A 15186-nucleotide genomic window follows, 5' to 3' on the forward strand; every position below is an offset into this window, starting at 1 on the left:
CATCAGCAACTTTGGAGAACAAAATGGAAGCAGGCGTATCTGCCCGTGCGAATGAGCGTGCTCCTGCCGCCCAGATACAAGCGCCGACGACTCTTTCGCCGGGTCCTCATGCAGAAGATATTGCTGTTGTCGGGCTGTCTTGCCGCTTTCCGGGAGCAGATACGCTAGAAACCTATTGGTCGTTATTATCTGATGGACGTTCATCAATCGCTCCGGTTCCGGCAGAGCGCTGGGGCTGTAAAACGCCATATTATGCCGGCATGATTGATGACGTCAGCCATTTTGACCCTGATTTCTTTCTGCTTCATGAAGAAGATGTAAGGGCGATGGACCCGCAAGCATTACTTGTATTGGAAGAGTGTCTGAAGCTCTTGTATCACGCCGGATATACACCTGAGGAAATAAACGGGAAGCCAGTCGGCGTTTATATTGGAGGCAGAAGCCAGCACAAACCTGATGAAGAGAGTCTTCATCATGCTAAGAATCCGATCGTGACAGTCGGCCAAAATTATTTAGCGGCCAATATTTCACAGTTTTTTGATGTCCGCGGCCCGAGTGTTGTAGTAGATACAGCCTGTTCGTCAGCTTTGGTCGGCATGAATATGGCCATTCAAGCTCTGCGTAGCGGTGATATTCAATCTGCCTTAGTCGGCGGTGTCAGCTTGCTGAGCTCAGATGCCTCTCACAGACTATTCGACCGGCGCGGCATTTTAAGCAAACATTCATCCTTCCATGTGTTTGATGAGCGTGCCGATGGAGTTGTGTTGGGTGAAGGCGTCGGAATGGTCATGTTAAAAACAGTAAAACAGGCGCTGGAAGACGGAGATACCATATATGCTGTCGTGAAAGCAGCCTCGGTCAATAACGACGGAAGAACGGCAGGCCCGGCCACGCCTAATCTGGAAGCGCAAAAGGAAGTCATGAAAGACGCGCTTGTCAAAAGCGGAAAAAAACCAGAGGACATCAGCTATCTTGAAGCAAACGGGTCAGGTTCAATGGTAACCGATCTGCTTGAACTGAAAGCGATCCAATCGGTGTACCGTTCCAATCACTCATCGCCTCTTTCTCTCGGCTCCATCAAGCCGAACATCGGGCATCCGCTATGTGCTGAAGGGATCGCCAGCTTTATTAAAGTTGTACTGATGCTGAAAGAGCACCGCTTTGTCCCATTTTTATCAGGTGAAAAAGAGATGGCGCATTTCGATCAACGGAAAGCGAATATTACGTTTGCCCGAACGCTGGAAAAATGGACAGATTCGCGGCCTGCGGCGGCCATCAACTGTTTTGCCGATGGGGGGACGAATGCTCATGTCATCGTAGAGGCGTGGGAAGAAGATGAAAAACGCGCCAGCAAGCGCAGTCCAATATCGCCTCCGCCATTAAAGAAACGGGCGTTTTCGCCCGGCGAGTCAAAGCCGATAGCGGAGACCTTAAAAGTGGATGCGGCAAACATATGGGATACTTATGAGGTGGAGGTCTAACGTGAAAAATATAACGAAACAACTCACATTATCGTTAAAAAATCCGTTTATTTATCACCATGTGGTTTACGGACAAAATGTCCTGCCGGGATTAGCCTATATTGATATGATCTACCAGATATTCAGAGAACACGGCTACGCCTGCTCAGAGCTTCAGCTGCGGAATTTATCCATCTATCAGCCGCTGATTGTGGAACAGAATGCGGTGATCGTTCTCGATGTCCAGTGTACGGAGAAAAAAGAAGGAAAGTGGCAAATCACAGCTAAAGGCTTTGAAAAACGTGGCGGGAATAAAGCTTCAGAAGAAAAGGTCTATATGAAGGCTGACATGCACGCCCACTCCCCGGCTGTATTTGAAGAAACACTGGATCTTAATCAGATTAAAGCAGCTGCGCAAAACGTTATTCAGCTTGATGATGTATATGAACAATGCAGACGTCAGGAGTTAGTGCACAGCGAATATATGAAAGCCAGCGGTCACATTTATGAAGACGAAAACGGCGTCCTTCTTGATCTTTCTCTCGGTTCTGAAGCCATGCATCACGCAGAAGGCTTTATGTTTCATCCGACTCTCATAGACGGGAGCGGGGTGGGTGCCAACAATTTGCTCACATCTTTGCTTAAAGGAGAACAGAGGCTGTATTTGCCTCTGTTCTATGAATCCTTTTCCGCTTCAGCACTTTTGCAGACACATTGCATGACGAGAATTAAGCGCTCCTCCGTCCGGCAGGAAAAAGAGCTGATTTATGTAACACTTGAATTTTTCAACGCTTCGGGAGAAAAAGTGGCTGAACTGAAAAACTTCACAAGCAAACTAGTGCGGGAAGCAGAGCTGATTAGCGGAAAGCAACAGGATGTAGAGGAGAAACAAGAGACGGGAAAGGGCACAGTCGAGCATACTCAAGCTGCTGACACCGTATCTTCATCCGGCAGTATGGGGTCCTATGGCGAGGCTGAACAGTTCGTAAGCCAATTAATTGCAGGCAAAATAAATAAGCCGATCGAACAGATTGAAAAGCAGGTCGGCTATTACCAAATGGGACTGAATTCATCAGGCTTGCTTGAAGTGGTAGAAACCATCAGTGACAAGATCGGTGAGAGCCTTTCGCCGACTCTCTTGTTTGAGCATACCACCATTGCCGAATTGTCAGCGTTTCTTGCCGAGGAATATGCTGAGCATTTTTGTGCCGCTGGTTCCCTTGATCAAAATGAAAGAGAGCACGTCTCCGATAGCATAATCGGCGATAAGGCTGCCGAAGGCCGAAAGACAAGCGGACCTGCTGACTTTTCTCATATTGCACCTTCTGAGACAGCAGGCGACATTGCGATTATCGGCTTGGCGGGCAGGTATCCGAAGGCAAACAATATTCATGAATTTTGGAACAATCTGAAAGAGGGCAAGGATTGCATTAGCGAGATTCCAGAGTCGCGCTGGGACTTGCGGCGCCTTGAAGGAATCACATCTCCTTCGGGTAAGGACATTTCCAAATGGGGCGGATTTATTGATGATCCAGACTGCTTCGATCCTCAATTTTTCAGAATCACGCCGAGAGAAGCAGAGACCATGGACCCTCAGGAGCGACTGTTTTTAGAAACCTGCTGGGAAACGATTGAGGATGCAGGCTACACGCCGAAGACTTTGGCCAAGCCTAAAGGACGGAACAAAAGGCAGCATGTAGGCGTTTTTGCAGGCGTCATGCATAAGGATTATACATTAGTCGGCGCTGAAGAAGCATCAGCGGAAAATGTGTTTCCTCTCTCGCTCAACTATGCGCAAATCGCCAACCGTGTATCTTACTTTTGTAATTTCCACGGCCCGAGCATGGCGGTCGATACGGTATGCTCCTCATCTCTGACTGCTGTACATCTAGCGTTGGAAAGCATTCGCCACGGTGAGTGTGATGTCGCGTTAGCAGGCGGAGTGAACCTGTCCCTGCATCCTAATAAATATATGACATACGGGGTCTGGGAAATGTTTTCCACTGACGGGCACTGCCGTACATTTGGCAAGGATGGAGACGGTTATGTGCCGGCTGAAGGAATCGGTGCGGTTTTATTAAAGCCATTGCACCAGGCAGAGAAAGATGGAGATCGCATTTATGCAGTGATTAAAGGAAGTGCTGTGAATCATGTGGGCACTGTAAGCGGCATTTCAGTGCCGAGTCCAGTTTCTCAAGCTGATCTGATTGAGGCATGCTTAGAGAAAACGGGAATTGACCCGCGGACGATCAGTTATGTAGAAGCACACGGAACCGGTACGTCCTTAGGAGATCCGATCGAATTACAGGGGTTGATGAAAGCATTCCGCCAATATACACAGGATCGGCAGTTCTGTTCAATCGGTTCTGTTAAATCGAACATCGGGCATGCTGAATCCGCCGCGGGTATCAGCGGTTTAAGCAAGGTTGCCCTTCAGCTTCACCATCAAACACTCGTGCCTTCTTTACATTCAGAAGAACTGAATCCGTACGTGGATTTTGAAAAGTCTCCATTTTATGTACAACATGAAACAGAAACGTGGAAACAGCCTGTTATCAAGGAGAAAGAGGAAGACATCCTTTATCCGCGCCGGGCGGGTATTAGTTCCTTCGGGGCAACCGGTTCAAACGCACATATTATCCTTGAGGAATACATTCCTCAAACAGCGGAGCAGGACGTTTCATTGCCGTCAGATTCTGACATGGCCGCTGTTATCCCGCTTTCTGCCCGTAATCAAGAACGTCTTCGTGTATATGCAAAACGTCTCTTGGAGTTTCTTCACGACGGGATTCAGATTAGAGATTTGGCTTATACATTGCAGGTAGGTCGTGAACCTATGGAAGAGCGGGTGGCTTTTGTAGCAACCGGAATTCAAGAATTATCAGGTCAATTGAAGGCTTTTGCAGAAGGGCACGAATCCATTCAGCATTGCTGGATGGGCCGAATATCAAGAGGAAGCGATTTATCGCTTTCTGCCGAAACGGTACATAAATTGCTGGAGCAAAGAAAACTCGATCAGATTGCGGAGCAGTGGGCGAACGGATCTGCGGTTGACTGGAAGCTTCTATATGAGGAAAAGAAACCAAAACGGATCAGCTTGCCGACATACCCTTTTGAGAAGGTGCGTTATTGGGTGCCAAAAGCTGAGGCGGCGACTAATCGTTCTAAGCAGGAAGGACACATCCTACATCCTCTTCTGCATCAAAATGTGTCCGACATGTCGGGAGTCCGCTTTCGTTCAGCGTTCACCGGACGTGAATTTTTCTTAAAGGACCATGTCATTAATGGCGAGCGGGTTTTACCCGGTGCAGCTTTATTGGAAATGGTACGGGCGGCTGTGGAAAAGGCAGCTGCAGATCAGTTCCCGACAGGATTCCGACTCCGGAATATCGTCTGGGTTCGGCCGTTTGCCGTCACAGAACAGCAAGCAGACATACACATACGTTTATATCCTGAGGACAATGGTGAGATTGCATTCGAAATCTGCCAAGAGCCTGAAAGCGCAGAGAAGGCGCCGGTTGTATATGGACAAGGGGTCGCAGTGCTTTGTGAGGCTGATGAACCTCGGGTAATCAACATTGAAGAACTGAAGGCAAATGATAATGAGCGGATTCTGTCACCTTCTGATTGCTACGAGGCTTATGCAGAAATGGGCATTCATTATGGTGACAGCCACAGAGCGATTGACAGCATATATATCGGCAAAAACGGAGTTCTCGCGAAATTGACGATGCCTCCTGTGATCACCGACACGGAAGACCATTATGTCCTGCATCCAAGCATGATAGATTCGGCATTTCAAGCATCTATCGGTTTGAGGCTGGGAAACGATACGCGTTTAGCAGACAGAAAGGCCATGCTGCCTTTTGCATTGCAGGATGTCCAAATCTTCAAAGGCTGTGAGGCGTCTATGTGGGCGCGGATCACATACAGCGAGGGCAGTGGAGCTGGGGATCGCATGCAGAAGCTTGATATCGATTTGTGCAATGAAGAGGGGCAGGTTTGCGTGCAGATGAAGGGCTATTCTGCAAGAGTGCTAGAAACAGATACAGAAAATCCTTCTGAGACAATTGACACGCTGCTGTTTGAACACGTTTGGGAAGAAAATGCTCCTGACGAGAAGAAAGAGTTTATAGCGTACGAGACACATAAAGTCGTTATCTGTGATTTTGGAGAACAAATGGAAAACATCCGAAACGATCTTGACTGTATAGTCCTGCATCATCATACAGCGGCAATTGATGAAAGGTTTGAAGCATACGCCGTACAATTATTTGAAGAAATCAAACAGCTGCTGCACTCGAAAACCGGGGGACATACATTCATTCAAGTGGCGGTGCCTGCGTTGAACGAGCCGCAGCTATTAAGCGGCTTAACCGGACTGCTCAAAACGGCTGAACTGGAAAATCCCAAACTGACGGGACAGCTGATTGAATTAGATACCGGGATATCTGCTAGTGGCCTATACGAAATATTGGAAGAAAACAGACGCTGTCCTCTTGACACACATATCCGCTACTGGCAAGGAAAACGTATTGTAAGCAAATGGAAAGAAACGTCTGGTGAGCACCTAAGTGCTGACATGCCATGGAAAGATAAAGGGGTTTATCTGATGACAGGCGGTGCAGGCGGCCTTGGCTTCATCTTTGCAAATGAAATCGCAAACCAAACGAATGATGCTGTTATGATCCTGACTGGTCGCTCTCCTCTCGATGAAAGGAAGCAGGTGATGCTTCAAGAGCTGCAGAAACTTGGCGTCCGAGCGGTTTACAGACAGGCGGATCTGACAGAGAAACAAGCTGTTGATGCCTTAATAATAGAGATCCAAAACACTTACGGCGGCCTGGACGGCATCATTCATAGCGCCGGTATGATAAAAGATAATTTCATTATTAAGAAAAAGAAAGAAGAAGTTCAAACCGTGCTCGCTCCAAAAGTAGCCGGTCTGATTCATCTTGATGAAGCAACGAAAGATATTCCGCTTGATTTCTTTATCCTTTTTTCTTCAGGTGCAGGAGCAGTGGGAAGTGCGGGACAGGCTGATTATGCAATGGCGAATGCATTTATGAATGCATTCAGCGAATATCGAAATGGTCAAGCAGCGCTGGACAAACGTTACGGAAAAACACTTTCGGTATGCTGGCCGCTGTGGAAAGACGGGGGCATGCGTATTGATGCTGAAACTGCGAGGATGCTGACAAAAGAAACAGGCATGGTAGCCATGGAAACAAGGCGAGGGATTCAGGCGCTATATCATAGCTGGGTGTTAGGAAAGCCGCAAGTATTAGTGGCTTCCGGTGTTGCCAATCGGATACGTGCATTTTTATATGAAACGGGACATGGTCAAGATCCATCTCACAATATGAAGAATAGAAATGTCAATCAGAATACGGAAAGAGCGGACATTGTCCTGGGAGTCGATGAAGAGACATTGAGAGAAAAAGCTGAGAATTATGTGAAACAAGTGCTTTCTTCGGTTATCAAGCTGCCGGCCGGCCAGATTGATGCTGAAGCTCCTCTCGAGGATTACGGGATCGATTCTATTATGATCATGCATGTAACGGGTCAATTAGAAAAAGTATTTGGATCTTTGTCTAAGACATTGTTCTTTGAGTACCAGGATATTCGGTCATTAACCCGGTATTTTACTGATTCCCACCGAGAAAAGCTGCTGGACATCTTGAAAATTGAAACAGACAAACCTTCTGCTGCGGAGAATAGAAAAACAGATTCAGAGCCTGAAAGGAGAGAAATCTCTGTTGCCCCAAGAAAGTCCGGATTCTTTCCTTTGCAAGAAAAAGGGCAGAAGCAGCCGAGAAAAAAGGAAACAGAGGAAATTGCAATCATTGGTATCTCAGGGCGCTATCCTCAGGCAGACAACATCTATGAATTGTGGGAAAACCTGAGGGACGGACGAGACTGTATTACGGAAATTCCTGAAGATCGCTGGGATCATAGTCTCTATTATGATGAAGATAAGGACAAGCCTGGAAAAACCTACAGCAAGTGGGGCGGCTTCATGAAGGATGTAGACAAGTTTGATCCGCAGTTTTTCCATATTTCGCCCCGTGAAGCAAAATTAATGGACCCTCAAGAGCGTTTATTTTTGCAGTGTGTGTATGAAACGATGGAAGACGCAGGATATACAAGGGATCATCTTGGCCGTAAGCGTAATTCGGAGCTTGGCGGAAGCGTCGGGGTGTACGTCGGGGTCATGTACGAAGAATACCAGCTCTACGGAGCGCAAGAGCAGGTGCGCGGCAGGTCTCTGGCGTTAACAGGGAATCCATCATCCATCGCGAACCGGGTATCTTATTATTTTGATTTTCATGGGCCGAGTATTGCTTTGGATACCATGTGTTCTTCTTCCTTAACTGCTATTCATTTGGCCTGCCAAAGCTTGCAGCGCGGAGAGTGTGAGGCGGCATTCGCGGGCGGCGTGAATGTTTCAATCCACCCCAATAAGTATTTGATGCTTGGGCAGAACAAATTTATGTCCAGCAAAGGCCGATGTGAAAGCTTCGGAGAGGGTGGAGACGGCTATGTGCCGGGTGAAGGTGTTGGAGCAGTTCTTCTTAAGCCATTGTCTAAAGCCGTTGAAGATGGCGATCACATATATGGAATCATTAAGGGGACAGCCATTAACCACGGAGGAAAAACAAACGGTTACTCAGTTCCCAACCCGAACGCCCAAGCAGATGTGATCAAAAAGGCATTTGTGGAAGCAAAGGTTGACCCGCGGGCAGTCAGTTATATCGAAGCGCACGGCACGGGAACGTCTCTCGGAGATCCTATTGAAATGACAGGGCTGTCCAAAGTGTTTACGCAACAAACGAATGACAAACAATTTTGTGCAATAGGCTCAGCCAAATCAAATATCGGGCACTGTGAGAGTGCAGCAGGTATCGCAGGATTAACGAAGGTATTGCTCCAAATGAAAAACAGGCAACTGGCGCCTTCCCTACATTCAAACGTGTTGAACCCGAATATTGATTTCCATAACTCACCGTTTAAAGTACAGCAAGAGCTAGAAGAATGGAAGAGGCCAATCATTTCTGTCAATGGTAAAGACATCGAATATCCGAGAATCGCAGGCATCTCTTCATTTGGCGCTGGGGGAGTTAACGCCCATATTTTAATAGAAGAGTATGTTCCGGAATCTGGGCAGGAACGTTCCCTAGCAGGGAAACAGCCAGCTGTCATTGTGCTCTCAGCAAAAAATGAGGAAAAACTTCAGAAACGGGCGGAACGATTGCTGCATGCCATTCGTGAACAACGATATGATGAAGCTGATTTGCACCGAATCGCCTATACGCTGCAAGTCGGGCGTGAAGCGATGAATGATCGCCTGGCGTTCGTTGTGGAAACGATGCAGGAGCTTGAAGAAAAGTTGAATGAATGTGTCTCAGGAACAGAAGATCGTGAATCTGTCTATCGAGGACAAGTGAAACGCAACAAAGAATCCATTGCCGCTTTTGCCGCTGATGAAGATATGTCAAAAACAATCGAGGCATGGATGAAAAAAGGAAAGTACGCGAAGGTTTTAGACCTTTGGGTAAGAGGCTTGCGTATCGACTGGGACACGCTTTATCAGGATCAGAAACCGCGGCGCATCAGTCTACCTGCCTATCCTTTTGCAAGAGATCGCTATTGGATAGAAGTTAATGCAACAAAGGCTGAGGAAAAAAGAACGGTGGACCCAGCTGCTGAGGTACAGCCGGTCATACAAAATCCGTCTAAAGTGAGAGAAGCCAGCGGCAAGCCTGCCAATATCACGTTACAGCCTTTAATGGCCAATCAGGATCGTTTGCAGCGTACAGCATCTCTGGTTCCATCAGATACAGAATCAGAGACGATCTCGGCGGAAGAATTGTGCGATGCACTAACGGCGAGCTTAGCGGAAGTGCTGTACATGGAACAAAACGAGGTTGACCCAGACGACGCATTCATAGACATCGGAATGGATTCGATTACAGGACTCGAATGGATAAAAGCAATAAATAGACAGTATGGGACATCACTAAATGTCACCAAGGTTTATGATTATCCGACAACACGTGATTTCGCTGTTTACTTAGCACATGAGTTAAGCGCACAAGCCAGAGAGAAAACAGAAGAAAGCGAAGCCCCGAAGCAAACGGGGACGTACGCACCGATGAAACAGAAAACAGCAGCACCTGCTGCTAAACCGGACAATATCTCCCTGCAGCCGTTAGAGCATCATCAGCCGTTGCAGGAAGAACCTGCAGCAACTATTCAATATGCAGCAGCTCAAATATCCGCATCAAGCCAAAATACTGGGGCAATTGAAACGCTGTATGAAGAATTGAGGGTAAGCATAGCAGACGTGTTATTCATGGAGCCGCATGAGGTGGATATTGACGAAGCATTCATTGATATCGGAATGGACTCGATTACCGGGCTCGAATGGATAAAAGCTGTGAATAAGCAGTATGGCACGTCCTTTTCAGTCACCAAAGTGTATGATTATCCAACGATACACAATTTTGCCGAGATGCTAAAGTCTGAGCTTGGAACTCATCTCGATAGAAAACAAGAATTGACAGAACAGAATGATCCCTCTGAAGCTGTTAAACAGCCGGCGGCACTGCCTAAGGCAGAGCCGTCAGAGCGTCCGCTTCAGTCTGTTCAATATCCAATAAAGGAAGAACATGAGAAGAAACCTGCCCCTATTCATCAAGATCACCGGGAGGATGCGATAGCCATTGTCGGGATGTCGGGAAGGTACCCGGGCGCAAGTAATGTAAGAGAGTATTGGGATAACCTGGTTCATGCGAGAAATGCCATTCGGGACATTCCAACATCACGGTGGGATGTTGATCAGTACTATGATCCTGCCTTGAACAAAAAAGGGAAAGTCTATTGCAAATCAATGGGGATGCTTGATGATATTGAAGATTTTGATCCGTTGTTTTTTAATATCCCGCCGTCAGAAGCTGAACTGATGGATCCGCAGCACCGAATATTTTTGCAGGAAGGCTATAAAGCCTTTGAGGACGCTGGATATAACGCCCGAACATTAAATGAGAAAAGATGCGGCGTTTATCTTGGCATTATGAGCAATGAGTATGGGGTCATGCTGAATCGGCAGGCAAGAGCAAACGCCACCGGGAACAGCTTTGCGATCGCCGCGGCGCGTATTCCGTATTTTCTTAATTTAAAAGGGCCTGCTATTCCTATTGACACCGCATGCTCATCTTCTTTGGTCGGCACACATTTAGCGCGACAGGCACTCATAAACAAAGAAATTGATATGGCGCTGGTTGGCGGTGTCAGCTTATACCTGACGCCGGAATCTTACATCAGTATGTGTGAGGCCGGCATGCTTTCACCTGATGGACAATGTAAAGCATTTGATAATGGTGCGAATGGTTTTGTGCCCGGCGAGGGTGCGGGTGCGCTGGTTCTGAAAAGGCTGAAAGATGCAGAAGCAGACCGTGACCATATTTATGGCATCATCATTGGCTCAGGTATTAATCAGGACGGGAAAACAAACGGAATCACGGCACCGAGTGCGAAAAGCCAAATGGATCTGGAAAGAGATATATATGAAACATATGGCATAGATCCTGAGAGTATCAGTTATGTAGAAATGCATGGTACCGGAACGAAACAAGGGGATCCAATTGAATTAGAGGCTTTGTCCACCGTATTTCAAGAAAAAACAGACAAAAAACAGTTTTGTGCAATCGGCTCAGTCAAAAGTAACATTGGCCATACATCCGCGGCGGCCGGAGTAGCTAGTGTTCAAAAAGTGTTATTGTGTATGAACCACAAAACCCTGGTGCCGACATTGAACTTCACGACACCGAATGAGCATTTTCAATTTGAGCATTCTCCTTTATATGTAAACACGGAGCTTAAGCCTTGGGAATCGGCCGATGGAAAACCGAGGAGAGCCTGTGTCAGCTCTTTCGGATATAGCGGGACGAATGCCCACATCGTGATAGAAGAATATCAGCCTGAACAGAGGAATGATCAATTAACAAAGCAGCATCATTCAACATTATTTGTACTCTCAGCGAAAAAAGAGCAGCAATTGAAGGCCTATGCAAAAGTAATGAAAGATTACGCAAATTCAATAGAAGAAATTGATTTGGAGGATATGGCATATACGCTACAAACCGGCCGGGAAGCGATGGATTATCGGATGGCGTTTTTGGCGGATTCGAAAGAAGCGGTTATCAAAGCTTTAGGTGATTATTTAGCGGATGTGCCAAACAACAGCATATTTGCCGCTCACGTGAAAGCGAAGAAAAGTGAAATCAAGCTATTTGAAACAGATCATGATGCCAAAGCATTGCTGCAAACATGGATAGAGAAGAAAAGGCTGGAGAAAGTAGCGGAATTATGGGTGAAAGGGCTGCAGATCGATTGGAACGGACTTTATGGAGCTCACATGCCTCGCCGAATCAGTCTGCCTGCTTATCCGTTTGCAAAAGAGTATTACTGGCTGCCACATCAAGAAGACAAGCCCGAAAACAGTGGTTCAGCACAGCCTTACTCCGAACCGATTACTAAGCACTGCTTTCTGCGCAAACAGTGGCAGCATTGTCCGATTGAATCAGTAGAACGTACGAATCAAACCGTTGCCATTTTAGCAAACGAGGAGACAACGGCATTAGCGGCAGAGCTTTCGAAGTATTTCTCGAATTACCGTATATTTGACAGTCAAGAGCTCGGTCATGTATCTGCTGCAGGCTTTGAACATATCTCTGGAGCAATCGATCTGATCGGGTGCGGTACGAGCCATGAGCAGTCGATAAGCTGGATAAACTGGCTCCAAAAGCTGATCGAGCAAGGACGTACAAGTAAGTATCGTTTGACGATCTTGGGTGTAACGAAAGGGCTGGAGTCTTTCGAAAATAAAGCTGTTCATTTGTCTGGTGCTTCACGGGCCGGTTTATATCGCATGCTTCAAAGCGAGTACAGCCACCTTACATCAAGACACGCAGATATGGATTGCGCAGCCTCTCATGAGGAGCTGGCCAAACAGATTGCAGACGAGTTTTATGCCAATAGCACAGAATCAGAAGTCTGTTATCGAGACGGCAAGCGTTATCGCGCACATTTGGCAGAGCAGCCAGCAGACGCTGCCGGCCTTTATCAGAAGCAAGTATCCTTTCCAGCAGAAAAAGTCCTGCTCATTACAGGCGGGACAAGAGGTCTCGGTTCGTTGTGTGCGCGGCATTTTGTGAAAACATACGGTGTTAAGCACCTGGTGCTCATCGGCCGTGAAGAGCTGCCGCCGCGTGACCAGTGGAATTCAGTAAAAAGTGCCTCGATTGCTGAGAAAATAAATGCGATTCAAGAGCTAGAAGCCATGGGTGCGGATGTTCAAGTGCTGTCTCTGGACCTGGCCGATTCATTTGCTGTCGCACAGAGCCTGAAGACCATACACGAAACAATGGGGCCGATTGGCGGAGTCATCCATTGTGCCGGGAAGGTGAACAAACATAATCCGGCATTTATCAGAAAATCACTAGAAGAGATCGAACAGGTGCTTGAACCGAAAGTCGAAGGCCTGCAAACGTTGTTTGATCTGCTCAAAGGTGAACCGTTGGCGTTTGTTGCCTTGTTTTCATCAGTATCAGCGGCCATTCCTATTCTTGCAGCCGGACAAGCTGATTACGCGATGGCGAATGCATTTATGGATTATTTTGCAGAGGCGCATAGAGATGAATGTCCAATTGTCAGCATTCAGTGGCCTAACTGGAAGGAAACCGGTTTAGGTGAGGTTCGCAGCAAAGCTTTAGAACAAACGGGATTGGTAAGCTTGAGAAACGATGAGGGATTACAGCTGCTGGATCAGATTCTATCCGATACACAGCATGCTGTCGTGCTGCCGGTAATCCAAGATACAAATGTATGTAAGCCGGACAAGCTTATACAGCCGTCACGGCCTGTTGAAGCTCTCTCACATCCTGAGACGAAAAAGCAAGCTGACACTCAAAACCTGTTCCTTGAAACAGTCGACTGGCTTGTAACTCTATTTTCAGATGAATTGAAGATAGCAGCTGAAGATTTTGAAACGGATGAGCCTTTCCAAGAATACGGAATCGACTCGATTATATTGGCTCAGCTGGTACAGCAGATGAATCAAACATTAAATGGAGATATTGATCCGTCGATTTTGTTTGAATATCCGACAATAGAATCCTTTGCAAACTGGCTCATATCGAAATATGATGTATCAGCTATTTTGCATCGATCTGTTCCTGAGAAACAGACACCTGTCAAGGCACAACCAGCAATGAAACAGACGCCACTGCCAGAACAGCAGCCGCAACAGATAAGTCATGTAAAAACGGCGGGTCTTACAGAAGATATCGCCATCATCGGTCTTACTTGCAGGTTCCCTGAATCGGAAACGCTTGAGGCATACTGGGATTTAATACGTGATGGACGGTCTGCGATTAAACCTGTACCGCCTGAACGATTCGGGCATTCCAGCTCGAATTACGGGGGTCTCATTGATGAAATGAACCGATTTGATCATGATTTCTTCATGATGTCCGAGAATGATGTCAGAGCGATGGATCCTCAAGCTTTGGCTGTATTGGAGGAAAGCCTGAAACTGTGGTATCACGCCGGTTATACAGAGAAAGAAGTGAAAGGCATGAGGACTGGTGTTTATATAGGAGGCCGCAGCCAGCACAAGCCTGATCCGTCCAGTCTTTCAAAAGCAAGAAATCCGATTGTGGCTGGCGGACAAAACTATTTAGCAGCTAACATTTCACAATTTTTTGACTTAAGGGGCCCAAGTATTGTCTTGGATACCGCTTGTTCCTCTGCGCTGGTCGGGCTGAATATGGCCATTCAGGCTCTCCGAAGCGGAGATATTGAGGCAGCGGTTGTGGGCGGCGTCAGTTTGCTTGATGCTGATGCGCATCAAATGTTTCAGGAGCGCGGACTTTTATGTGACAAACCGTCATTCCATATTTTTGATAAGCGGGCAGACGGTGTCATTTTAGGAGAAGGCGTGGGTATGGTTCTCGTCAAAACCGTCAGCCAAGCACTCGAAGACGGAGATTCCATATACGCAGTCATTAAAGCCGCTGCTATTAACAATGACGGAAGAACGGCAGGCCCATCTTCACCGAATCTCGAGGCGCAAAAGGATGTCATGCAGACAGCGCTTGAAAAAAGCGGCAAAAAGCCTGAAGAGATCAGTTATCTCGAAGCGAATGGTTCGGGATCAGCAGTAACAGACTTACTTGAACTGAAGGCGATTCAAGCCATTTACCGCTCTGGGTCAAAGGCGCCATTAGGGCTTGGATCAGTGAAACCTAACATCGGCCACCCTTTATGTGCTGAAGGAATAGCGAGCCTGATTAAAGTTGCTTTAATGCTGAAACATAGACAATTGGTTCCATTCCTGTCAGGTGACGAAAACATGCCGTATTTTGATATAGAAGAGACAGATTTGTATTTTTGTAAATCGCAAACCGAGTGGAGCGAAACAACGCCAGCTGCGGCAATCAATTGCTTTGCCGATGGCGGAACGAATGTCCATCTGATTGTAGAAGCTTGGAAAGACTCGGCTGGGCGTCCAATCAGAAGAAAACCTTTGCCTCTGCCGGAATTGCATCGTCAGCCCGTTTTAACAGAACCATCAGCTCAAACTGTGCAGAAAAAAGTGCTTTCAGACACGGGGGCTCCTAAAGATATGTTTTGGAAAACTTTCAAATAAGAGAGGAGTGGG

Annotated in this window: 2 protein-coding genes (1 of these 2 cut by a window edge); both read left to right on the forward strand. The window is 47.0% G+C overall.

What is annotated here, in order from left to right; translation table 11 throughout:
* Positions 1-1481, forward strand: partial view of an amino acid adenylation domain-containing protein gene (locus AC0C66_RS01305; protein ID WP_472973467.1) — the 3' end only. 13660 nt of this gene lie to the left of the window's left edge; the window shows 1481 of its 15141 coding nt (coding positions 13661-15141); its start codon lies off the left edge, out of view; it ends in the stop codon at positions 1479-1481.
* Entirely contained in the window at positions 1465-15174 is a 13710-nt protein-coding gene (locus tag AC0C66_RS01310) for a type I polyketide synthase (RefSeq protein WP_461845564.1), read from the forward strand. The genes AC0C66_RS01305 and AC0C66_RS01310 overlap by 17 nt, the downstream gene beginning before the upstream one ends.
* The last annotated feature ends 12 nt before the right edge of the window (positions 15175-15186 follow it).

It is taken from the genome of Bacillus sp. VA13 (genome assembly GCF_055710085.1).

Bases quoted from the DNA above. Each gene is read 5' to 3' on its own strand.
- AC0C66_RS01310 (WP_461845564.1), top strand. From the start codon at position 1,465: ATGAGGTGGAGGTCTAACGTGAAAAATATAACGAAACAACTCACATTA.